Raw genomic sequence first — 21836 nt, forward strand, 5'->3', positions numbered from 1 at the left:
CTCACGGTGCTGTTTTTGGGTACCACGACGGGGATGTTGATCTCGTAGGATGCCGCCCATGATCGTCTCGCCGACTACCCTCACGACGGACCCGGTCGTTGCCAACCCGGAGCTGGCGCCGCTGCGTGAGGCGGTGCGCGCAGGTGACTGGCCCGCCGTACGCGACCAGCTCGCCGCCTGTGAGGGTGACGCCCGAACCCGGGCGATCCGCGCCGTGTCACAAAAGGCCCCGACCGGCTTCCTGGAGTCCGTCGTCAAGGCCGACCCGGCGGACACCGCCGCAGCGGCGATGCTCGCCGACCGGCTCACCGAGAAGGCGTGGCTGGTACGAACCCGCAAGATGGCACAGGACGTCAGTCCTGAGCAGTTCAAGCGCTTCCACGAGATGCTCGCCGAGGCGGAACGGGTGACGGCGGACTCCGTGGCGCACGACGGCAGCGACCCCGCGGTGTGGACGGTGCGCCTCGTGATCGCCCGAGGTCTTCAGATGGGGGAGGCAGAGACCCGAAGGCGGTACGAGCAGGTCGCCGCACGAGACCCGCACCACCTGTCGGCGCAGAGCCAGCTTCTCCAGCGACTCTGCCCGAAGTGGGGTGGGTCGGTCGAGGCCATGCACGAATTTGCCCGGCAGTGCGCCGCGGCGGCGCCCGAGGGTGCCCACAACGCCGTCCTGATCGCCGAGGCGCACCTCGAGCACGCGTTGTCGCTGCCCGGCGGCCGGCAGGCGTACCTCAGTCGCCGGGAGGTGGTGGCCGAACTTCAGGAGGCGTTGGGGCGCACGGTCCTGCACCCGGCCTTCCAGCGCACCCCAGGATGGGTTGAGGTCCACCACTCGTTCGCCCTGCTGTTCGGCCTGATCGGCGATCGCAAGACCGCTCGGCCGCTGTTCGAGGCGACCGGGAACCTGGTCAGCGAGATGCCCTGGAGATATTTCGGCGACCCGGTCGACGTCTTCCAGGAGCACCGCGCCCGGGCAATGCGGAAGTGGCGGTTGTGGTGATCGAGCGGACCGAGGTGGACGGCGTCCCCTCCGTCGTCGCCCACACGAGCGGCCCCGCCCGGGCCGGTCTGCTGTTCCGGGTCGGCCAAGCTGACGAGACGCTCGCCAGACGAGGCATCACCCACCTGCTCGAACATCTGGTACTACACCCGCTCGGCCAGGCGGATTACCACTACAACGGCTCGACGGGGCAGGTCGTCACCCACTTTCACCTCCAGGGCCCGGTCGATGCCGTCACCGACTTCCTCGCCAGCGTCTGCCGGTCCGTGCAGAACCTCGACGACGCGCGGATCGAGATCGAGAAGTCCATCGTGTCGACCGAGGAGGGCGGTCGTGTCACCGGTCCTCTCGATGAGATGCCGCTGTGGCGCTACGGAGCCCGTGACCACGGCCTGGTCAGCTTTCCCCAGTGGGGCCTGCACAACGTCACCGCGAGCGACCTGCGCGAGTGGGCCGCGCGGTATTTCACCAGGGGTAACGCGGTCCTGTGGTTCGCCGGTGCGGAGCTTCCCGCCGGGCTGAAACTCGACCTGCCGGACGGCGTCCGCCACGCCGTACCCTCGCCGTCGTCGGCGCTGCCCAGCACGCCGGCGTTCTTCGCGGGCAGCTCACACGCGACGGCGCTCGACGCGGTGATCCGTGATCGCCCGGCGGGGAGGGTGCTCGCCGGGGTGCTGGAGCGCCGGCTCTTCCGCGCGCTGCGTCAGGAAGCCGGCCTGTCGTATACGGCTGCCACCAACTACGACTCACGTGGCGACGGATTCGCCGTGCTCAGCGCCCTCGCGGACGCGCTGCCCGGCAAGCAGGGCGCGGTGCTCGGCGGATTTCTGGACGTCCTGGCCGAGCTGCGGGTGGGTCGGATCGACGAGGACGACGTCGCGTCGGTGGTGAATCGGGCGACCGCCGCTCTCGAAGGTGACGACGCCGACGCTGCCCGCCTTCCCAGCGTCGCGTTCCAACTACTGACCAACCAGCCGGTCCTGGACCGTGACCAACTCGTCCGCGAGCTGAAAGCGATCGACGCCGCGGCGGTCAGGGAGGCGGCTGCCGAGGCGCTGGAGTCGGCGTTGCTCATGACGCCCTTCGGCGCCACGGCGGAGTGGGCCGGTTTCACGGCCGCGCCGACCGGGTCGACCGCTGCGCCGGCACCCGCCGCGGGTGACAAGCACCATGCCTCTGGCGCCGATCCCGCGGAACGACTCACGGTGGGTCTGGAGCACGTCAGCCGAGTGAACCCGGACCGGCAAGCGACGACGGTACGGTTCGACAACTGCGCCGCGCTGCTCGCCTATCCCGATGGCGGGCGCCTGATGGTCGGCAACGACGCTGTCTCGGTACGGATCGAGCCCACGATCTATCTCGGCGTGGATACCGCCGCCATCGATGCCCGGGTCCCCGCTCAGCGGCGTATCGCCATGCCCGCTCGGGACCCGGGTCACATTCCTCACCTCGGACGGCCGGGGACGACGGGGACCCAGGCACCTCTCGTTCGGGTACGACAGTTGGACGTCAAGCAGAAGGTGACCCTCGGGGTCTTCGCCGTCCTCGCCGTGGTGATGGGTGGCGTGGCCCTGGCCGTGTCGATCGCCATGGCCGTCGGGGCTACGGCGCTGCGCCCGCTCCCCGCCATCGGTGCATGGATTGCCGCCGGCTACTTCGCTCGCAAGCTTCGTGCGCAATGGACCGAAGCATGACTCATCGACTTTTCTAGGAGCCAGTGTTCCGTCCGCCGGTGGCGTCATCAATCGGCGGACGTCTATAGTTGCGCGGATCACCCCAGTCATGGCCGTGGTGACGCGGCCGGATCGTCGAAGCGCTTCGACGATCCGTCGTTCAGGCCCGTCAGCCGGGTGTCGAGCCTGGTCACGCCGGCCTCGGTGCCCGCTGGGCGCCTGTCGTACGACATGAGGAGAACCGCATGCGGAACTGGCGCCTCCGGCGCGGAATCACCGCGCTCGCGCTCGCCCTGCTGGCCCTACCGGCCGTTCCCGGCACGGCGCTCGCCGACCCCACCTACCCGTTCCGAAATCCACACCTGCCCGTGGACGCCCGGGTCGACGACCTGCTCGGGCGGCTCACCCAGGACGAGAAGATCTCGTGGCTGCACCAGTACCAGCCGGCCATTCCCCGGCTGGGCATCGGCCTGTTCAAGACCGGCACCGAGGCGTTGCACGGGGTGGCCTGGTCGACCGACATCGACAACAACGGCGCGGTGGTGAAGGCCCGCGGAACCGTCTTCCCTCAGCCGGTGGGCATGGCAAGCACCTGGAACACCGACCTGATCCGGCAGGTGGGTTCGGCGGTCGGTGACGAGGCACGCGGCTACCACGCGCAGAACCCCCGAGTGTGGGGTCTCAACCTCTGGGCGCCGGTGGTCAACCTGCTGCGCGACCCCCGGTGGGGCCGCAACGAGGAGGGCTACTCCGAGGACCCGGTGCTCACCGCCGCGATCTCCACCGCGTACGGCTCGGGGATGACCGGCGGAGATCCCGACCATCTGAAGACCGCACCGACCCTGAAGCACTACCTGGCCTACAACAACGAGGTGCGGCGTGACGTGACCTCGTCGAACGTGCCGCCTCGGGTGCTCAACGAGTACGACCGGGCCGCGTTCGAGCCGGCCATCGCCGCCGACGCGGCGACCGGGGTGATGGCCGCGTACAACCTGGTCAACGGCCGTCCTGCCACTGTGGATCCGGATCTCGCCACGGTGGTACGCGACTGGACCGACCAACCGCTGATGAACGTCACGGACGCCTGGGCGCCGAACAACCTCGTCGCCTCGCAGGGGTACTACGCCACCCAGGCCGAGGGGAACGCCGCGATCGTCAAGGCCGGCCTCAACAGCTTCATCACCGACGACACCAACGCGCAGCCGACCATCACCGCCATCAAGCAGGCGCTGGCGACCGGTCTGCTCACCGAGCAGGATGTCGACGCGCGAATCCGGGAAATCCTGAACGTGCGGTTCCGGTTGGGCGAGTTCGACCCGGGCGGCGGCCGGTACGGCGGCATCACCCCGGACGTCATCAACAGCCCCGAACATCAGCGGCTGGCCCGGCAGGCCGCGGGCGAGGCGATGGTGTTGCTGAAGAACTCCCGGCAGGCCCTTCCGTTGGACCCGGCCCGGACCCGCAAGGTGGCCGTGCTCGGGCCGCTGGCCGACACCCTCTACTCCGACTGGTACGGCGGCGACCTGCCGTATCAGGTGACCGCGCTCGACGGCATCCGCGAGCGGTTGGGCAGCTCGGCGAGCGTCAGCGGGCTCGACGGGGCGGACCGGATCGCCCTGAAGGACCCGGCGACCGGCCGGTACGTCACGGCCACCGGCACCACCGACGCCGACCCGGTCGCGGCCACCGGTGTCAGCGCGTCCCTCGCCGCTCAGTTCGACGTGGTGGACTGGGGCCAGGACGTGGTGACGCTGCGCAACGCCGCCAACGGCCGTTACCTCGGCTACAACTGGGGGCCGTTCCTCACCCGCGACGAGCAGCCGAACGGCTGGTACGTGCAGCAGCAGTTCAAGCTGGAGCCGCAGGCCGACGGCAGCGTGGTGCTGCGCTACGTCGGCTACGAGACCAAGGAGAGCTGGTTCGGCGCCGACACGTACGTCACGGTTGGCGCCGACGGCGCCCTCAAACTCGGCGCGTCGACCGCGGCCGACGCGACCCACTTCAGTCGCGAGGTCATCAGCAGCGGGCTCGACCGGGCAGTCGCCGCGGCCAAGGCCGCCGACACGGCCGTCCTGGTCGTCGGCAGCAACCCGTTCATCAACGGGCGCGAGGCGCACGACCGGACCTCCACGGCGTTGAGCGCCGGCCAGGAAGCGCTGGTCAAGGCGGTCGTCAAGGCCAACCCACGCACCGTGCTCGTGCTTCAGACCAGCTACCCGGTCACCATCGGATGGGAGCAGGAGCACGTGCCGGCCATCGTCTGGACCACCCACGCGGGGGCCGAAACCGGGCACGCCGTCGCCGACGTCCTGTTCGGTGACCGCAACCCGTCCGGCCGGCTCACCCAGACCTGGTACCGCTCGGACGGGCAGTTGCCGCCGGACCTGCTGGAGTACGACATCATCACGTCCGGCCAGACCTACCTGTACAACACCGCGAAGCCGCTCTATCCGTTCGGCTACGGGCTGTCGTACACCCGGTTCCGGTACGGCCAGCCCCGCACCACCGCCCAGTCGGTCGCGCCCGACGGCACCATCGCGGTCAGCGTCGACGTGACCAACACCGGCAGCCGGGCCGGGTCCGAGGTGGTCCAGCTCTACACCCACCAGCGCACCTCGCGGGACAAGACGCCGATCCGAGCGCTCAAGGCGTTCCAGCGGGTCGAACTGGCACCCGGGCAGACCCGGACCGTGACGCTGCGACTGCCCGCCGCCGACCTGGCGCACTGGGACGTCACCCGCAGCCGCTGGGTGGTCGAGTCGTCCACCTACGACCTGCTGGTGGGCGCGTCCGCCGACGATATCCGGGCCCGGACGGCGGTCGCGGTGCGCGGTGAGACGATCCCGGCCCGGGACCTGTCCCGGACCACCCGGGCGGAGAACTTCGACCGGTACGCGGGGGTCCGGCTGGTCGACGAGACGAAGGTCCGGGGTACGGCCGTCGGTGCCACCGCTTCCGGTCAGTGGATCTCGTTCGCCGGGTCCGCCCTGCGCCCCGGCGCGCACACCTTCACCGCGAAGGTCGCCAAGGCCGGCGCGGACGCCGGCACGATCCAGGTCCGACTGGGCTCGCCCACCGGCCGGTTGCTCGGTACGGCCACCGTGCCCAGCAGCGGCGACGACTACCGGTACGTCAGCGTCAGCGCCGAACTGGCCCGGGCCGGCGGCACCCACGACGTGTACCTGGTGTTCGACTCCGCGCTGCGGCTGGCCGACTTCTCCATCAGGTGAGCGGGGCCCCGGGGCCGGGTCGGCAGTCGACCCGGCCCCGGGGCTTGTGCCGAGATCGGCACGGTGCGCCGGCTTGGCTTCGTCAGCTCGCCGTGCAGGTCAGCGTGGGTGTGCTGGGCGTGCCGGTGGACGAGCCGAGGAATCCGAACGTCGTGCTGGAGCCCGCGCCGAGGGCACCGTTGTAGGCGACATTGCGGGCGGTGACCGTGGACCCCTGACTCGTGACGGTCGCGTTCCATGTCTGGGTGACGCTCTGCCCGTTGGGGAAGGTCCACGTCACGGTCCAACCCCTGATCGCCGAGGTCCCGGCGGTGACCCGTACCTCGCCCTGGAAGCCGCCGGACCACTGGCTGGTCACCGCGTACGTTGCCGTGCAGCCGGCCGCTGGTGGCGGTGTGGTCGGCGGCGGCGGCGTGGTCGGGGAGGGCGGCGGGGTCGTCGGAGTGGGCGACGGCGTGGGCGGTGGCGTGGTGACGGATCCGCCCCAGCCGGCGGTGGAGTCCAGCCAGGCGGCGCGGCGCAGCATCCAGTCCCGCATGACCTGGACCTGGCCCTGCCAGGTGGGCGAGGTCGGGGTACGGAAGAAGCTGACCATCGGTGCCGTCAGGTTGGGCCAGCGTTGGAAATTGCGCTGGGCCGCGTTGGTCAGCGGGGTGGCGAGGGCATTGATCCGAGCCTGTAGCGCGGTGTCGGAGAGCAGGCCGCGGCGCAGCGTCTGCCAGCGCGATCGGGCCTGGTTGACGAACGCGGGATCCCGCATCAACTGGACGAACCAGTCGTTGGCCGACGGCTGCCGGGTCTGCTGGTACTGCCAGCCCGACACCTGGTCGTTGGCGAAGAATCCCCCGACGCCGAAGCTGAGGTCGAAGTCCCACAGGGGCCCAGCGAAGATCTTGCTGTCGCGATCCTTGTAGAAGTGGGAGCTACGGACGTACGAGTCCATCTCCCGGCTCAGCTCGTTGACGATCATGAGGTCGACGAAGGAGTCGACGTCGATGTACTTGCGGTAACCGGTGCTCGGGTCGGCGAAGTTCGACGCCCGCAGCACGTCGTTGAACTCCTGGATGTGACCGCGCAGCCAGTCCCGCTGTTGCGGTTGCAGCGGTGACGGGTCGACGACCTCGAGATAGTTCCAGCAGGTGGCCGCCGGTCCGGTGCACGGCAACGTCGGCTCCTCGGCCGCCATCCACTCGAACTTCCAGATGTACCCGCCCTGGATCTTGGGCAGGGTCACGTCCTCGGGGTCCAACTGTTTGAGGTCGAGGCGGTCCTTGGAGTTCTTGATCGTCTCCACGATCATGTAGACGCCCATGTAGTCGCCGGCGCCCACCGGGGCGGCATCCGTGTTGAGGTAGAACTCGGCGAACGCGTAGCGCGGAGCGGGCAGCCCCATGTCCCGCCCGAGGTCGTAGACGAGCGCCTCCCGGATCAGCGCCTTGTCGGTGAACGGGCCGCGCAACACCCAGTCGGAGTCGGCCGGCATGCCCAGCACCGGGTGGTCGGCGTCGTCGTCATCGTTGTCCCAGAACTCGACGCGGAACGGCGTCTTCTCGAACGTCGCGGACGAGTTGCCGCGCAGCCGGAATCCCGCCCGGGTGCTGACCGTCGGGGTGGCCGCCAGCGACGTGGTGCCGCCGCCGGTCGGCTCGAAGATCATGGTTGTGGCGTCGAAGTACTCGCGGTCGGGCCGTCCGGCACCGTACGAGTCGATCAGCACCACCGGCAGGTCGTGGGCGGTGGTGACGTTCTGGGCGGCGTACATGGCGGTGCCGGGCGCACCCGTCGCTGTCTGGCCGACGAACGCCTGTGCCCGCAACTGGGTGGTGCGGGTGAAGCGCAGCGCCGAGCCCGCATAGAGCGACGACTGGGCGGTGGGCGGCTGCCCGTTGGTGGTGTAGCGGATCTGCGCGCCGTTGACCGTGCTGCTCAACGTCACGGCCACCTCCCCCTGGAAGGTGCCGCTGGGCACCGAGAAGGTGATGTCGCCGACCAGGTCGTCGGCCGCGGTTGGTGCGGCGAGGGCATCGGCGGCCGAGACGCCGGTGAGGTCTTCGGTGACGGGCTCGGCGCCGGCCTGTGGCGAGCCCACCACGAGGAGGCCTGCGACGAACACGCTGGCGGCGGCGATCCCGGCGGCACGCAGGGCCGCCACCGGGAGACCGGTGTTGCGGATGGTCAGGCGCATGATGCCTCCTGTTCTGATCGGGTGGGAAGGGTCAACGCCGGAATCCCGTAGGACGGGTTGGCGCGGAAATGGCGGCGCAGCGTCCGCCGCCACGGCACGTCCGGTAGATCCAGGCGGAGAGCCGCGAGACCGGTGGCGTACTTCGAGATGCGTACCGGTCGGGTCCCGCGCTGCCACAGCACGCGGTCGACAAGCGAAGGCGCCGAACTGGTCTTGGTCTCGACCACGGCGATGCCGGGCAGTCGCAGCGTGCGGTCACCGTGCTGCCAGGTGAGCCCGGTGTCGATGGTGACGCGACTCGCGGTCGCAGGCAGCAGCAGAGTGCTGCGGCGGTAGTTGGTGACCAGCACCGGCTCAAGCGGGCTGGCGGTGAGGTCGGACAGGATCGACTCCCGGACGAGCGCCTCGTCCACGAACGCGCGTCCGGACCGGACGGTGCGGCGGTCCTCGGCGAGATACGGCAGTCGGTGCTTGGTGACCCGCCCGCGCGCCCCGCTGATCTTCACCTCCAGCCAGCACTGGGCCGAGTCGAGGTAGGTACGGGTCCGTACCTTGAAGCGCCTGCGCCGCCGGTACGCCGCGCAGTGGTAGCTGGCCAGGCAGGGCGTGTCGAAGTACACCGACTCGTACCGGAAGGCGCGCTCACCGTCGATGTCCAGCACCCGGGCGTACGGGATGAGCTGATCCAGCAGGTGCGGCAGCTCGTCCACGGCGATCACGTACTTGCGGTCCACCCTGCACAGCAGCGCTGCCCGGTCGATCAGCTCGGCGAGTGAAATCGGGGCGAGCCCCGCCAGCGGCGACGGGGTCATCGGACCGCTCCGGCCCGTGCCGGCCTGCTGGTGCCGGCTGCCGTGCCGCGCCCGGCGACCGAGTATCGGACGTCGACCACGGTGGTCTCGTTGACCATGTCGAGACGCTGGACGGTGGCGGTGTGCACCCGGGCGTTGAGCAGTTGCTCCAGCTGGGCGACGAGAGCGACCTGATCGGTGACGGCGGAGTCGAGCACCATGATCTGGTGTCGGTAGTGCCGGAGCAGCCGCCGGTGGTCGCCGACGAACATCACCGCGACGATGAGCGCCATCAGGCCACCGCTGAGCCAGACCGAGGTGGTGCTGAGCGCGCCGAGAATGCCCAGCGCGAGAGCGGAGAAGTAGTACGCGACCTCGTGCTGGTCCAGCTCCGTCGACCGCAGTCGGATGATGGAGAGCACCCCGAACAGCGCGAGCCCCAGCCCGAGCCCGGCACCGACGTCGCTTGCGCTCAGCGCGCTCGCCACCGCGAGGACGCCGACGTTGACGCCCAGGTAGGCGACGACCAGGTCGCGCCTGCGGTGCCGAGGGAAGTAGAGCCCGAAGACGAGCAGCGCCACCGCGCAGATGTCGATGGCGAACAGGACGAGCTGCGACATCGCTGAGGTTCCTCCTGAGCCGGACTAATTTTCGGTAAACTTTCGGTATCTCAGAGGTGACTGTAAGCATGGCATCGGAACGTGTCAATGTAAGGCGATGCCTCCGGGGTGCCGCCGCCAGGATGTTGTGCCACTGACATGGGGATGTCTGGAGACTGGTGGGGCGGCGATTCACCCAACGGGATGCGTCATGCCGCGCGAGCCACCGAAACTTCCGGAAGTTTCGAGATTCATCTGACGTGTTGCGACTCGCTGGTGCTCGACGTTCCCGACCCCGCGCGGCCGACTGCCCCGGCGACGTCAGGAGGGGTGCGGTGAGGTCGGCGGGGTGCGACCGGACAGCAAGTGGGTAATGGTGGGCGATGAAATCAACCTGGAAGCCCCACGAGAAGCACGGCGGCCTGTCGGACAAGGACAAGCGCGAGTTGCCGGAGAGCGTTTTCGCGTTTCCCGACAAACGCAAGGAGCCGATGACCGATGCGGGCCACGTCCGCAATGCCATCGCCCGCTTCGACCAGGTGCAGGGCGTCACCGACAAGGACCGCGACCTGGCCTTCCAGAACATCCTGGCCGCTGCGGCTCATTACGGCGTCGACGTCGCGGAGACGGACTGGCACCAACTCGGTAAATTGCCGCACACGCCGAACCCCGCCCACTGAGCAGGCCACCGCGGAGCTGACCCGGCTTGGCCCCGGGACGGGGTCCGAAAGCCGGATCGGAGACGTGTTAGCGTGCTCGTCGTTGTCAGCGAGCGCCGCTAGCTCAACTGGCAGAGCAGCGGACTCTTAATCCGCGGGTTCGGGGTTCGAGTCCCTGGCGGCGCACCAGCAGTAACATCCTCAGGGCAGGTCGGTTAGACCGGCCCTGAGGCCATTTGGTGAACCCTGCGTCCGGCATCGAACAGGTAACCCAGGCGACGAGCGCGCCCGATCCGCACACCCGTGAGTTCCCGCGCTCTGATGAGCCGATCCACCGTCCAGTACGAGACGCTCAGCATTTCGGCCACCTGGTCAATCGTCAGCCAGTTGCCGACGCTCTTCGACGTGTCCACAGTCAGTTCCTCCCGTTGCTGGAGGTGGCGTCAGGGCTTGCAGAGATATCGGGGGCGTCGTCCTGTGTCACCTTGTCTGCTGCCGAGCAGGGCGGACCGGCGTTGCGCCCGCTGGGACAGGGCGCGCAGGAGCCGGCGTTGCAGCGGCGGGATATCCGGGTCATCCGGGCGGGCCAGCCCTCAGGCGTAGGTGGCCGGTTGGTGAGGGCCGGCGGGGTCGCCGTCGTCGGTGCCAGTGCTGATGCCGAGGAAGTTTGCGGACCCAGACGCGGGCGTGCTAAACGCCATACAGGAGCCAGTTGGCGCACCGCTCGTTGCACGGCGTGATTCGCAGCTGGTGCCACAGCCGGTCGAGGTCGTCAGCGACCGGGTGGGCTCACGGTGGTGATCGGAACACCGGCGCGGCGGGAGATCAGGCCGGCCAGTTGATCCACGTCGACGTAGGTGGTGTTGAGGGTCCAGTCAACGGTCTCCGGGCGCGGCGGACGCCGCAGCTCCAGCGTGTAGTGCAGGGTCGTGCCGGCCGGCAGCGAGTTCACCGCGTACGAGGTTTCCTCGGTGCTGATGGACACCACGTCGGTCCACCGCACGCCGACTAGGCGGCGGCCAGCGGCATCGACGAAGCCGCCAGTGAAGACGTAGAGCCCGCCGCGTGTCCGCCGGAACCACACGTACACCCAGGCGGCGACGCTCAGCAGAGCCAGCGTCATCCCGGTGACGGTCAGGGCGTTATACGGACCGTTGACGAGGAAGTTCGCGGTGACGATCAGAACCACACAGCAGAACACCATCCCAGGGAGGCCGGGCCGGCGGAGCACCCGCCGCTCGAATCGGCCGAGTTCTAGGCGCCGTGCCAGCGCCGCAACTGCTTCGCCGGGGGTATCAATCGACATGGCCTGCGCAGGGGGTAGATGGGAACGGTCGCTCTTGCACCCTAGCTGGAATACACATGGGTAGCACTAGGTGAGTCGCCCGTTGGCGGCATCGTCGGTGGCTTGGTCGCCATCCGTGTTCAGGTCGACGATTCAATTTGCGGTTAGTTTGGCTGCGAACCAGCCGGACGGGCCGGGTCGTTTCGACCGCGCCTGCGCCGGCCACCCACCGCCACGATGGGCACCGTTGGGTGCTCGGGCGCTGTGGACGAACCCGTTGTCGGGTGGACTGACTGGGACGCTTACTCGACTGAATCGGGCCGGAGCCGCGAGCAGATGGACTCACGCGACCCGGTTGCACCGCGTCCGTCACTCGAACAGGCCGGCCGGCGGCGAGTGGTGGCCTTCCTGCACGTGCGAGTAGTCGCGGGCCTCGGCCACGAGGCCCGCCTCGTCGAAGCGCAGCACCGTACATCCGGAAATGGTCAGGGGTTGGTCCTTGACGTCGACCAGCGCCCAGTACTCCACGACTGCGGCGTCGCCATCGACCTGCGGCTCAGCGAACCACACCTGGGCGGGGCGGGACTCCTCGGTGAAGTACTCCTCCAGATAGGTCCGGAGGCCGGATCGGCCACGGTACGGGCGGAACAGGGAGGCCCAGTGGTCGCCGTCCTCCCGTTGCAGGGCCACGATCGCGTCGACGTCCTGAGCCGGCCAGGCGTCGATCCAGGTCCTGGCCCAGCGCCGGGCTGCCGTGCGTGTCCGCATGAACGTCTCCTCCGCCGAAGACAACGGCCCGCTACTTCTGGTAACCGTAGTTGTCGCAGGTCCTGCGCCCTTGGACGCAGTTCTTGGTGCGCTTGTTCATGGTGTTGACGTCCCACATCACGAACGCGTCGCCGTGCATCGACGACGCGCTCTTGCCCTCCTTGTCGGAGGAGAGGTAGTAACCCGCCGGGGTGCCCTTGGCCGGGTACTGGATGTCGAAGGTGATCGCCGGGATCCGGACCGGGTGGCTGGTCGGGCAGGCGTTGCCGCGGCCGTACGCCACATGGTCCTTGTGGTTGGGGCTGTCCAGGTGCTTGCCGTCCCAGCAGTCGGGGAACTGCATCATGAAGTGCAGCGTCGCGTCCCCACCGCAGATGGGCCAGTTGCCGTTGGTGCTGCGGGCGATGCCGTCGAGGTCACCGGGGCCGTAGAAGGCGCAGTAGAACTGGCCGGTCGCACCGCGCGGTGTCGGCTTCTTCTTCTTGGCGTCGCCCGAGATCATGCGCAGGCCGTTGGGCATGGGCATCTGGCCGGCCGAGTTCTTGGCGAGCGAGCGGTAGTAGACCCGGAAACCCGTGGTCTCGACCGGCTTGCCGGTCGCGTTGTCGTAGAGCGTGGGCACCCAGTAGGCGGAGTGGTCCTGCGCGGGCTTGCAGCTGGTGGCCGTGAACTTCTGCAGATCCCCGGCGACGGTGTTCGCGTCGAGCGCCTTGTTGCCGACGAAGGAGTGCATGTGTGAGGCGCCCGGCAGGCCGGGGGCGACGATCGGGTCGTCCGGCAGCCGGTGGCTGTACTGGCAGTCCGCCCGGAACTCCGGGAGGTTGCCGACACCGGCCGGGACAGGGTCGGTCTTCAAAGCGTTGTACGCGCTGACCTGCGCCTTCCAGGCCGCGCCGTCGACGGGGACCCAGCCGGTCACGGGGATCTTCGGCGTCGCAGCGGTCGACGGCTTCGCTCGCGGCGATGGTGCCGTCGACGTCGACGGCGACGGCATCGTGCTGGGCGACTCCGTCGGCGCGGCCGACGGCGACGGCTCTTCGAGGGCGTTGGCCGCATTCGACGGCTTGGGCTCGGTGGCAGCGTTGGCCAGGTACACACCGCCGGCCGCGATGACGAGCACCGCGACCACGGTGGCGGCGATGCCCAACCTGTTGCGGGCGACCCGGCCGGGAGGGGAGGGCGGCGGGCTCGCGTCCGCTTCCCGGAACGAGGCGTACGACACGGGTCACTCCCAACGAGCAGACGACAGGCGGACCCGAATGGCCACGGCCGCCGAATGGTAGGCACTTTCCGCGCGTACTCGGAAGGTCTTTAAACCATCCTTAAAGTACGTGGGCTGTCGGCGTGGAGTGCTCCTCGTCTAGCGCGGTGGCGAGACGTACAGCCCGGTCCTGCACCCCATCTCGCCCGGCTCCAGCCAGACCGGGTCGTACCCCGGTGCCTGGATGCCGCCGCCGGGTGTTCGGACCAGCAGGAGGCAGTCCCGCTCGGCGGGAACGCCCACCGCGGCGACGAGGGCATTGTCGTGAGTGGTCGTGTCGACGGTGACGTGCTTCTCGGGAAAAGCCGCCCGCACCGCGCCCGCGAGGGTGTCGGGTGTGGCGGTGCGCAGCGCGGCGGTGAGACGGTCGCGCGCATCGTCGGGCAGCGTTGGAAACGGCGCGGCGGTGGGCACCGGAGGGGTCACCACGGACGGGCAGTCGATCTCCCCGAACGATGTGTAGCGATAGAGCTGCAACAGGTAGCGGTAGCACCGCGTGGCCTGGCCGGCAGAGTTGCCGAGGTCGCCGAAGGTGGCCCCGCTGTCCTCCTCCACCGTCGCCACGAACCGGACGTCGATGCTGGCCTGCTCGTCGCCGCCGGTTCGGCCGGACCAGGCCAGCGGCTCACGTCTGACGTTCGACGTGCCGCCCTCGGCCGCGTCGAGGATCTCGGTCGCGGCGATGTACTCGGCATCCCGCACCCGACTGCGATGACCGAGGCTCTCGTTCAGGGACTCTGCTTCGGCCGCGGCGTCGTTTCGTGCCATCGAGTCGCCGTCGCGGTACTCCGAGCATCCGGCCGACAACAGACAGACCGCCACCGCAGCGCAGACCAGAGCTGTGGAGCCGAGGCGTCGACGGGTGCGGTGAGGAGACATGGCGTCGAGCATGCCGGCCGACGGTAGCGGCGGGATGAGTGCTCGTACTCATCCTGCCGGCGTCTGGTCGGTGCGGCACTGGGGATCGTGTGCCGTGTAGAGCAGGGACAACTGGTGGTGAAGCTGGAGCCGTTCGTCCTCGCGTAGGGGAGCGAGGAAGTCGTCCTCGGTCCGACGTACCGCCGCGAGGGCTTCCGACAGCGCGGTGCCGCCGGCCGTGGTGACGCTGATGAACTGTTTGCGGCGGTCGCTGGGGCTGCGATCACGCCGGACGTAGCCGTTGCGCTCCAGCTCGTCGATGACCGCGACCATCGTGGTGCGGTCGAGTCCGGTCTGCCGGCACAGGTCGCGCTGGGTCAGCTCGCCGTCCTGGACGAAGGCCAGTACCCGCAGGTCCCGGCCGCGTAGGCGGAGCGGCAGGAGCGCCTGTTCCATCCGGGCGCTGGCCAGGCCGGCCAGCTTCAGCAGGAGGTACCCGGTGGTGGAAGAGATGGCTTCGGATGAGCGCATCCCCGTAGCCTAGTCTTCCGCTCGCCTGATTATCAGCTAAGCTGACGATCAGGCAGCCGGCCCTACTTTGGAGAGTCGCATGAAGATGCGCGTCATCTTCACCATCGTCGGCGTGATCACCGCAACGCCGGCCCTGGCCCTGTTCTGGCCGCGCCTTCTGGCGAGCAGTTATGGGCTGGCTGATCCCGACCCCATGACTACCGCGCTGCTCCAGCACCGGGGTGTGCTGCAGGCGGCGCTTGGCGCGGCCATCATCTGGGGAGCCTTCTACCGGCCGGCCAGAGTGCCGGCGGCGGTGACCGCCATCATCACCAAGACAGCCTTTCTCGCCCTGACCGTCGTCGATGGCGGGATGCGGGCCGACATGAACCTCATCTCGCTGGTGTTCGACCCGCTCGCCATCGTCATCCTGGCCGTCGTGGTCGTGCTCCACTTCCGCGAAGCGCCCTCCACCGCCGCACCAGCCTGAAACCCGCTACGTGCGTGGTTCCTCCGACCACGGTCGTGCCAGCGATAGCGTTCAGAGCATGACCGACAGCATGCAGGTGGTGGGTTACCGCAGGAACCTGCCCATCGACAACCCCGAGAGCCTCGTCGATGCCGAGATCGACGTCCCGGCGCCGGGTCCGCACGATCTGCTGGTACGCATCGAGGCGGTGTCCGTCAACCCCGTCGACGTGAAGGTGCGGGCCGGCAGTGACCCCGAGGGTGCGCTGAAGGTTCTCGGTTATGACGCGGCCGGCACCGTGAGCGCTGTCGGCCCGGGCGTCACCCGGTTCCGCGTCGGCGACGAGGTCTACTACGCCGGGTCGATCGCCCGCCCGGGCACCAATGCCCAGTTCCATCTGGTCGACGAGCACATCGTCGGGCACAAGCCGGCCAGCCTGACCCACGCGGAGGCGGCCGCGCTGCCGCTCACCACGATCACCGCCTGGGAGACGCTCTTCGACCGGTTCGCCCTCAGCAAGGACAGCACGGGCACCCTCCTGGTTGTCGGTGCCGCCGGTGGCGTGGGCTCCATGATCGTGCAGCTTGCCCGCGCGTTGACCGGCCTGACCGTCATCGGCACCGCGTCACGCCCCGAGACACGCCAGTGGGTCACCGACCTCGGCGCCCACCACGTCGTCGACCACCATGGCGGTCTCGCCGACGCGGTCCTGGACGTGGCCCCTGCCGGCGTCGACTACCTGTTCACCGCGTTCTCGGACGGCCAGGTCGAACAGTTCGCGCGCGTCGTGCGGCCGAACGGCCAGATCACCGCCATCGACGATCCGGCGGGGCTCGACCTGTTGCCGCTCAAGTCGAAGAGCATCGCCTGGCACTGGGAGTTCATGTTCACCAGGCCGTTGTTCCTGCCGACCGACCCGACCCAGCACGAGATCCTCGAACAGACCGCCCGACTGGTCGACGACGGCACCCTCCGCACCACCGTCACCAACGAACTCGGCCCGATCAACGCCGCGAACCTGCGCCAGGCTCACGCGTTGATCGAGACATCGGCCACCATCGGCAAGATCGTTCTCGCTGGCTTCTGACCCGGCACCGCCAGCCGTCGAGTGTCCACTCAGGCCCGCCCGGCTGATCGACAGTTGCCTAGAGCATCTAAATGTTACGAATCATAGTGCGAGTTGCGTGATATCTATCGCTTGATCTTGCCATCGCAGCGGTAGGGCTACCGGGTCTAGCGTGACGTTGGTTTAAAGATCATCGTGAGCGGCCGGGCACCCCCGGCCGGACTCGCGAGAACCGGGTAACCACCCGAAGGAGGTTCCATGGCACGCACCCGCATGGCTGGGGCGCTCGCCGCCGTCCTCGTCCTACCGGCTCTCACCGTCGTCGCCGCGACGTCTCCGGCGTCGGCGGAAGCCGCCGCTCCGAAGGCCGCGCCGCAGAGTGACATGCGTGAGCTCACTCGGAAGGACTTCACACTGGACGGCCGGCCGATCGAGACGCCCCCGCGGTACCAGCCGCGGATGGGCGCGCGGAAGCAGGCGCAGGAGGCCGAGACGCCGGCGGTCGGTACGGTCCGTCAGTGGCTCGGCCTCGACGACATCCAGGGCTCGGTCTACCGCAAGGACTACACGCTGCGGGCGGTCGGTGAGCACATCGAGGTCTGGGTCGCCAACGACCTGTCGTTCCCGGCCGGTGACTGCCGCGCCCAGGTGCCGTCCTCGACGCAGGTCACCGACGCGCAGGTGAAGCACCTCGTCGACGAGTTCGACACGAACATGTACCCGAAGGAGACCAAGGCCTTCAGCACCCCGCCGGACCGGGACGGCAGCAACGCCCAGATCGGGCCGGACGCCGACGGCAACGGTGGCGTCTACACCGGTGCCGGCAACAAGACCGTCACGCTCGTCGACAACGTGCGGGACGACAACTACTACACGTTCCCGGCCGCCCCGACCTACATCGCCGGGTTCTTCTCCGCGCAGTTCAACGAGCTGCTCGACCGTAACGTGATGACGATCGACGCGTTCGACTGGCTGCACCGCATGACGCCGAACCCGCCGGACGAGCCGACCGACGACCTCTGCACCAGCCGTGGCGCCCGGCCGAACAGCTACGAGGGCACGTTTGCCCACGAGTGGCAGCACCTCGCGCACTACTACACCGACCCCTTCGAGACCACCTGGATCAACGAGGGTCTGTCCGACTTCGCCATGTCGCTGACCGGTTACAGCGACTCGAAGGCCACGGTCTTCGACCGCGGCGCGGAGAGCCACCTCTACTGCTACCAGGGGTTCGGCAGCGTGCAGACGCCGTACAACACGAACCCGCGTGACTGTGGTGGCCCGGAGAACTCCCTGACCCTCTGGGATGAGAGCCCCAACCCGAACGCGGTGCTCGCCGACTACGGCAACGCGTACTCGTTCATGATGTACCTGTACGACCGTTACGGTGCCGACTTCATGTCGCGGCTGCACCGCGATGGTGAGCGGCAGGGCATCGCGAGTCTGGACGCCGAGCTGGAGACCGTCAAGGTTCACGACGTCTACCAGGTCATCCACGACTACCAGTCGATGACGCTGCTGGACAAGATCGTCGGCGACGCACGGCTCGGGATCACCCTCGGTGTCTCCAAGAGCCGGGTGACCACGCCGAGCCTGCGCTCCACCGTCAACCTGGCCAGCACGACGGCGAACGGTACGCCGGGCGTCGCGCCGAACGGTGCCGACTACGTGCAGTTGGGCGCGGCCAAGGGCAAGCTGCTCAGCGGCCGCGACCTGCGTTCGGTGAAGTTCCAGGGTGCGAAGACCCTGCCCGCCCTCCCGCTGGCATGGACGACCACCACCCAGGACCCGGACCGGCCGGGCAACGCCGTTCTCTTCTCCGGCAACGCCAACAGCCTGGACTCGGCGGCCGTCACCTCGGTCACGGTGCCGACCACCGACCCGACGCTGCGGTTCGCCGCCAAGTACGGCGCCGAGTTTGGCTTCGACTACGGCTACGTGACGGTCTCGACCGACGGTGGCACCACGTACACGGCGATCCCCGGCGACCACACCGTCGAGGGGCCGCTCGGCCCGGCGCTGAACGGTACGACCGTCGGCTTCGAGGCCCGTTCGTACGACCTGTCGGCGTACGCCGGAAAGAACGTGCTGCTCGGCTTCCGCTACGTCAGCGACGGTGGCGTCAACGAGGGCGGCCTGCTGCTCGACGACATCACCCTCGGTGGGAAGACGCTCAGCGACGGCAGCAGCCTGACCCCGTTCGACTCGCCCACGGAGATCCGGCCGACCGCGGTCAAGAACTGGAACCTGCGGCTCGTCGGCATCGACGAGAAGCACTCGATCGCCTGGCAGTTCGAGTCCAACGGCAAGTCCGAGGTGACGATCGGCAAGCTGGAGTTGGCGGTGCTGGACGCGTTCCCCAAGGTCGTGGCCATCGTGGCGTACGACGACCCGACCGAGCAGGTGGCGCAGTACGCCCCGTACAAGCTCACCGTGAACGGCGTGGTGCAGCCGGGGGGTAACAGCTCGCTGAGCTGACCCGCACCCCGGTCGCGGGGGCACTCGCCGTCGAAGTCGACGGTGGGTGCCCCCGCTTCGTCATTGCCTGGCCGGTCCGGCTCGGTCAGTTTGCGGGGCGCTCGCCTGGGGATGACGAGCCGCCGGCCGGATAGGTTCGCCTGCGGTGGGTAAACGGCGCGGATGCCCGCGGAGCAGGAGCCGGCGGCCGACACCGACCCGGCCGCGCACGGGTCATCGTGGGTCGGCCGAGCGCGGGTCCGCCTGCGCGGGCGGATGCGGCACGCGCTGCGCAGTCGTGCGTGGCGGTTACGCCTCTTCGGGCTGCTCGCCGTGCAGGCCGGGGTCGCGGCGGCGCTCGCCTGGTTCGTCGGGGACCAGTTCCTGGACAATCCCACCCCGGTCTTCGCGCCCACCGTCGCGGTCGGCATCGTGGCCGCCGCGATGGGATCACGCCTGCGGCGCACTGTCGAACTGCTGGTCGGGGCGGTCCTCGGGCTCGCCGTCGGTGACACGCTCATGCCGCTGTTCGGCATCGGGGCCTGGCAGACCGGCGCGGTCGTCGTGCTGGCGATCATCGTCGCCCTGTTGTTCAAGGGCGGTGGATCACTGCTCACCCAGGCCGGCGGTACCGCAGTGCTCATCGCCACCCTGGAACCGCCCGTGCGTGACCTGTCCATCCCTCGCTTCGTCGACGCGGCGGTCGGCGGGTTGATCGGGCTGGCGGTCGGTCTGCTGCTGGTGCCCATCCACCCGCAGCGGACAGTACGCCGGCTGGCCGAACCGGTCATCGATCCGGCTGTCGCCACCATGCACGACCTGGCCGCGGCGCTGCGGCGTCGGGATCTTGGCGGGGCCGAGCGGAGCCTGGGCGCGCTGCGGGAACTCGGCCCCCGGCTGACCCTGCTGGACGAGGGGCTCGACGCCGCTCAGGAGGTGGTGCGACTGGCGCCACTGCGCTGGCGTGACCGCACGTCCCTGGCCTTCTACACCACCGCGGTACGGCATCTGGAACGCAGCCTGTACAGCTGTCGAGCCGTCGCGCGGCGACTCACCAGAGCCCTCAAGGAGGATGAGCCGATACCGGAGGAGTTTCCCGTCGCCATCGACCTGCTGGCCGCCAGCGTGCAGACCCTGAGATGCACGATCCGTGCCCATGCGGAGCCGCGGGAGGTGCGCCACCAGATTCTGACGGCTGTCGAGTTGGTCAGCAGGGCGCAGGGGGCGGCTGCGCCGGATCCCACCCGCCCGCACACCCACCGGTTGGGCTACTCCGGCATGATCGCCGCGGGTGAGTTCCGCACGGCCGCCCACGACCTGCTCATGGCCAGCGGGTTGGACGCCGACCGAGCGGCAGTGCTGGTGCGGCAGACGGTGGAGCGGAGCGAGCGGCACTGAGCCGGTGGGCACGCACGGTGGCCGGCCACCGCTACTGCTGACCCACCAGGCGTGCGACCTCCCGGGCCAGCACCTTCGCGCGGGTTTCCGGGGTACGCGCCTTCAACAGCGGCAGGATCACGGCGTACCGGGCGGATCGGCCGAGCTGCTCGAACGCGGCGCTCGCGCGAGGGTCGTCGGCCAACGCGGCCACCAGATCGGGCGGGACGGTGGCGGTGCGCTGCCCCTCGTACGCCGCCTCCCAGCGGCCGTCGGCCTTGGCGGCCGCGACCTCCCTGAGCCCGGCGGGCCGCATCCGGCCCACCGTCGTCAGGGCCTCGACCTTCACCACGTTGACCTGCGACCACGTGCTCCGCGGCCGACGGCGTGAGTATCGCTGCAGGAACGACAGGTCGTCGAGTGCCCTGCGTTGACCGTCGATCCAGCCGAAGCAGAGGGCCACGTCGAGCGCGTCGGTGATCGTGATCGCGGAGAGCCCGGAGTGCCGTTTGGCGATCCGCAGCCACGCCTCGTCTCGAACCTCGTGCTGTGCGTTCAGCCATGCCTCCCACGCCGCCGCGTCGGGAAAGTCGAGCACCTCCACCTCAGGTCGCCTTGAGCGACGCGAGGACGTCGAGGTAATGCGGGTTCTTCATGACACCCAGCACGTTGCCGAACGGGTCGACGACCGCCGCGGTGATGAACCCCTCGTCCCCGTGCGGAGTGATCGGCTGGTACTCCGTGGCACCCAACGCCAACAACCGTTCGACGGTGGCGTCGAGGTCGTCGACGTACCAGTGCATCACCACGCCGCCCGGCCCCGTCGTGGCGCCGGGCGGTGCGAACCTACGGTCGATGATGCCCAACTCTGCCTGGTAGTCGCCGATGCGGAACTCGGTGTAGGCAGGGCGTCCGTCGGGCCCCGGGCGCATGAAGTACGCCTCGATGCCGAGGAAGTCCGCATACCAGGCGGTGGCTGCCGCCACGTCGTCAGCCCAGATGTTGAGTGTGGCAAATCCTCGCAGGCTCATCAGGTGTCCTCTCGTCGATGTGTTCGCTGCCGACGTTATCGACGATTGCGGAAGGAGCGCTTCCGCAATGGCAGGTGAGTTCGAAGAAGTCGGCCCGCCTGGCGAAATAGCTGCGTACGCCAACTGGATGCTTGCGATAGCAACAAAATGAAGCGACCATGGCATCCACGTCCATCGACGCATTGGAGTTGCGCATGCGAGCAAGAGCAGCCCGGGCCGGCGCAGTGCTGACCATGTCCGCGATCCTGACCGCCGGGCTCGGTTTCCTGGCCTCTCCCGCATCGGCGCAGGAGTCCGGCCTGACCTTCTACAGTGGCAACTTCACCACGGCGCTCGCCAACTTCCCGGCGCCGACCGGTGCCTGCACGCCGCTGCCCCCGACCGCCGACAGTCACGTCGGTTGGAGCGGCTTCCAGGACGTCTTCTTCTACCGGACCCCGGACTGCTCCGGGCAGGTGACGGGTGCGGGCACGCTCCTCACCTACCCCGCCGGGCGCTGGACGAGCTTCCGCGCCATCTGACCGGACGAAGTCGGGACGGGGCGGGAAGGACAGCGCGCGAGCCCCGTCTCGACACGGGACACCTCCGGGCCGACTATCACGGCGATTCCCGGGTAG

20 protein-coding genes and 1 tRNA gene are annotated in these 21836 nt (G+C 69.0%); 10 read left to right on the forward strand and 11 right to left on the reverse strand.

The features are described 5' to 3' along the window. Positions 1-58 precede the first annotated feature (58 nt). The 3 genes from HNR20_RS19960 (at position 59) to HNR20_RS19970 (ending at position 5903) form a co-directional block, all read left to right on the forward strand. Positions 59-1000, forward strand: coding sequence for a hypothetical protein (locus HNR20_RS19960; protein WP_184182037.1), 942 nt, complete (start codon positions 59-61; stop codon positions 998-1000). Next, positions 994-2694: a peptidase M16 family protein gene (locus HNR20_RS19965; protein WP_221309860.1), complete on the forward strand. Its 1701-nt coding sequence runs from the start codon at positions 994-996 to the stop codon at positions 2692-2694. The genes HNR20_RS19960 and HNR20_RS19965 overlap by 7 nt, the downstream gene beginning before the upstream one ends. A gap of 224 nt (positions 2695-2918) precedes the next feature. Further along, the gene (locus HNR20_RS19970) at positions 2919-5903 is read left to right on the forward strand and encodes a glycoside hydrolase family 3 protein (RefSeq protein ID WP_184182039.1); all 2985 of its coding nucleotides are present in this window, start codon (positions 2919-2921) and stop codon (positions 5901-5903) included. An 82-nt stretch (positions 5904-5985) separates the two neighbouring features. On the opposite strand, the gene HNR20_RS19975 is transcribed toward HNR20_RS19970, so the two are convergent. Genes HNR20_RS19975 through HNR20_RS19985 form a run of 3 tightly spaced genes read right to left on the reverse strand, consistent with a single transcriptional unit; the run spans position 5986 to position 9499 of the window. Next, entirely contained in the window at positions 5986-8088 is a 2103-nt protein-coding gene (locus HNR20_RS19975; protein WP_184182047.1) for a CotH kinase family protein, read from the reverse strand. Then, positions 8079-8900 carry a polyphosphate polymerase domain-containing protein gene (locus HNR20_RS19980; RefSeq protein ID WP_184182049.1) on the reverse strand — a complete coding sequence of 274 codons (822 nt, stop codon included), beginning with the start codon at positions 8898-8900 and terminating at the stop codon, positions 8079-8081. Before HNR20_RS19980 ends, HNR20_RS19975 begins: the two co-directional genes overlap by 10 nt. Continuing rightward, positions 8897-9499 (reverse strand): DUF4956 domain-containing protein, encoded by a 603-nt coding sequence (locus HNR20_RS19985; protein ID WP_184182051.1) that lies wholly within the window; start codon positions 9497-9499, stop codon positions 8897-8899. Before HNR20_RS19985 ends, HNR20_RS19980 begins: the two co-directional genes overlap by 4 nt. Positions 9500-9861: 362 nt before the next feature. Between HNR20_RS19985 and HNR20_RS19990 the strand changes: the two genes are divergently transcribed. Continuing rightward, positions 9862-10158, forward strand: coding sequence for a DUF6582 domain-containing protein (locus HNR20_RS19990; RefSeq protein WP_184182053.1), 297 nt, complete (start codon positions 9862-9864; stop codon positions 10156-10158). A gap of 92 nt (positions 10159-10250) precedes the next feature. After that, positions 10251-10326 (forward strand) — tRNA-Lys (locus tag HNR20_RS19995). A gap of 26 nt (positions 10327-10352) precedes the next feature. Here the strand turns inward: HNR20_RS19995 and HNR20_RS20000 are convergent. The 6 genes from HNR20_RS20000 to HNR20_RS20025 all read right to left on the reverse strand — a co-directional run bounded on the left by HNR20_RS20000 (position 10353) and on the right by HNR20_RS20025 (position 14840). Then, the gene (locus HNR20_RS20000; RefSeq protein WP_221309861.1) at positions 10353-10550 is read right to left on the reverse strand and encodes an excisionase family DNA-binding protein; all 198 of its coding nucleotides are present in this window, start codon (positions 10548-10550) and stop codon (positions 10353-10355) included. Positions 10551-10909: 359 nt separating this feature from the next. Further along, positions 10910-11443, reverse strand: a complete 534-nt coding sequence (locus HNR20_RS20005) for a DUF6585 family protein (protein ID WP_308425495.1) — start codon at positions 11441-11443, stop codon at positions 10910-10912. A gap of 348 nt (positions 11444-11791) precedes the next feature. Next, positions 11792-12190 (reverse strand): nuclear transport factor 2 family protein, encoded by a 399-nt coding sequence (locus HNR20_RS20010; RefSeq protein ID WP_184182057.1) that lies wholly within the window; start codon positions 12188-12190, stop codon positions 11792-11794. Between the two features lie 31 nt (positions 12191-12221). Continuing rightward, positions 12222-13412 (reverse strand): DUF1996 domain-containing protein, encoded by a 1191-nt coding sequence (locus HNR20_RS20015; RefSeq protein ID WP_184182059.1) that lies wholly within the window; start codon positions 13410-13412, stop codon positions 12222-12224. Between the two features lie 138 nt (positions 13413-13550). Next, positions 13551-14330: a hypothetical protein gene (locus tag HNR20_RS20020; protein ID WP_229687447.1), complete on the reverse strand. Its 780-nt coding sequence runs from the start codon at positions 14328-14330 to the stop codon at positions 13551-13553. A gap of 48 nt (positions 14331-14378) precedes the next feature. Further along, a complete protein-coding gene (locus HNR20_RS20025) occupies positions 14379-14840 on the reverse strand; it encodes a MarR family winged helix-turn-helix transcriptional regulator (RefSeq protein WP_184182061.1) in 462 nt (153 codons plus the stop codon). Between the two features lie 79 nt (positions 14841-14919). Between HNR20_RS20025 and HNR20_RS20030 the strand changes: the two genes are divergently transcribed. From HNR20_RS20030 to HNR20_RS20045, 4 genes are all read left to right on the forward strand, one after another. After that, positions 14920-15309, forward strand: a complete 390-nt coding sequence (locus tag HNR20_RS20030; RefSeq protein ID WP_184182063.1) for a hypothetical protein — start codon at positions 14920-14922, stop codon at positions 15307-15309. A 58-nt stretch (positions 15310-15367) separates the two neighbouring features. Continuing rightward, positions 15368-16375: a zinc-binding alcohol dehydrogenase family protein gene (locus tag HNR20_RS20035; protein ID WP_229687448.1), complete on the forward strand. Its 1008-nt coding sequence runs from the start codon at positions 15368-15370 to the stop codon at positions 16373-16375. Positions 16376-16612: 237 nt separating this feature from the next. Continuing rightward, the gene (locus HNR20_RS20040) at positions 16613-18832 is read left to right on the forward strand and encodes a M6 family metallopeptidase (protein ID WP_184182067.1); all 2220 of its coding nucleotides are present in this window, start codon (positions 16613-16615) and stop codon (positions 18830-18832) included. Between the two features lie 162 nt (positions 18833-18994). Further along, positions 18995-20209 (forward strand): FUSC family protein, encoded by a 1215-nt coding sequence (locus HNR20_RS20045; protein ID WP_184182069.1) that lies wholly within the window; start codon positions 18995-18997, stop codon positions 20207-20209. Between the two features lie 31 nt (positions 20210-20240). On the opposite strand, the gene HNR20_RS20050 is transcribed toward HNR20_RS20045, so the two are convergent. Both HNR20_RS20050 and HNR20_RS20055 read right to left on the reverse strand, forming a co-directional pair. Continuing rightward, positions 20241-20792, reverse strand: coding sequence for a YdeI/OmpD-associated family protein (locus HNR20_RS20050; RefSeq protein ID WP_184182071.1), 552 nt, complete (start codon positions 20790-20792; stop codon positions 20241-20243). Position 20793: 1 nt separating this feature from the next. Then, positions 20794-21219 carry a VOC family protein gene (locus HNR20_RS20055; protein WP_184182073.1) on the reverse strand — a complete coding sequence of 142 codons (426 nt, stop codon included), beginning with the start codon at positions 21217-21219 and terminating at the stop codon, positions 20794-20796. Between the two features lie 158 nt (positions 21220-21377). Here HNR20_RS20055 and HNR20_RS20060 point away from each other — a divergent pair, with 158 nt between their 5' ends. After that, a complete protein-coding gene (locus HNR20_RS20060) occupies positions 21378-21740 on the forward strand; it encodes a hypothetical protein (protein ID WP_221309862.1) in 363 nt (120 codons plus the stop codon). The last annotated feature ends 96 nt before the right edge of the window (positions 21741-21836 follow it).

It is taken from the genome of Micromonospora parathelypteridis (genome assembly GCF_014201145.1).
Classification (GTDB): domain Bacteria; phylum Actinomycetota; class Actinomycetes; order Mycobacteriales; family Micromonosporaceae; genus Micromonospora; species Micromonospora parathelypteridis.

Excerpts from the sequence above, each read along its gene's own strand:
- HNR20_RS19985 (WP_184182051.1), bottom strand. The coding sequence starts at position 9,499 with ATGTCGCAGCTCGTCCTGTTCGCCATCGACATCTGCGCGGTGGCGCTG.
- HNR20_RS19980 (WP_184182049.1), bottom strand. The coding sequence starts at position 8,900 with ATGACCCCGTCGCCGCTGGCGGGGCTCGCCCCGATTTCACTCGCCGAG.
- HNR20_RS20005 (WP_308425495.1), bottom strand. The coding sequence starts at position 11,443 with ATGTCGATTGATACCCCCGGCGAAGCAGTTGCGGCGCTGGCACGGCGC.
- HNR20_RS19975 (WP_184182047.1), bottom strand. The coding sequence starts at position 8,088 with ATGCGCCTGACCATCCGCAACACCGGTCTCCCGGTGGCGGCCCTGCGT.
- HNR20_RS19970 (WP_184182039.1), top strand. The coding sequence starts at position 2,919 with ATGCGGAACTGGCGCCTCCGGCGCGGAATCACCGCGCTCGCGCTCGCC.
- HNR20_RS20025 (WP_184182061.1), bottom strand. The coding sequence starts at position 14,840 with ATGCGCTCATCCGAAGCCATCTCTTCCACCACCGGGTACCTCCTGCTG.
- HNR20_RS20045 (WP_184182069.1), top strand. The coding sequence starts at position 18,995 with ATGCCCGCGGAGCAGGAGCCGGCGGCCGACACCGACCCGGCCGCGCAC.
- HNR20_RS20010 (WP_184182057.1), bottom strand. The coding sequence starts at position 12,190 with ATGCGGACACGCACGGCAGCCCGGCGCTGGGCCAGGACCTGGATCGAC.
- HNR20_RS20035 (WP_229687448.1), top strand. The coding sequence starts at position 15,368 with ATGACCGACAGCATGCAGGTGGTGGGTTACCGCAGGAACCTGCCCATC.
- HNR20_RS20055 (WP_184182073.1), bottom strand. The coding sequence starts at position 21,219 with ATGAGCCTGCGAGGATTTGCCACACTCAACATCTGGGCTGACGACGTG.
- HNR20_RS20020 (WP_229687447.1), bottom strand. The coding sequence starts at position 14,330 with ATGTCTCCTCACCGCACCCGTCGACGCCTCGGCTCCACAGCTCTGGTC.
- HNR20_RS19960 (WP_184182037.1), top strand. The coding sequence starts at position 59 with ATGATCGTCTCGCCGACTACCCTCACGACGGACCCGGTCGTTGCCAAC.
- HNR20_RS20030 (WP_184182063.1), top strand. The coding sequence starts at position 14,920 with ATGAAGATGCGCGTCATCTTCACCATCGTCGGCGTGATCACCGCAACG.
- HNR20_RS20040 (WP_184182067.1), top strand. The coding sequence starts at position 16,613 with ATGGCACGCACCCGCATGGCTGGGGCGCTCGCCGCCGTCCTCGTCCTA.
- HNR20_RS19990 (WP_184182053.1), top strand. The coding sequence starts at position 9,862 with ATGAAATCAACCTGGAAGCCCCACGAGAAGCACGGCGGCCTGTCGGAC.
- HNR20_RS20060 (WP_221309862.1), top strand. The coding sequence starts at position 21,378 with ATGGCATCCACGTCCATCGACGCATTGGAGTTGCGCATGCGAGCAAGA.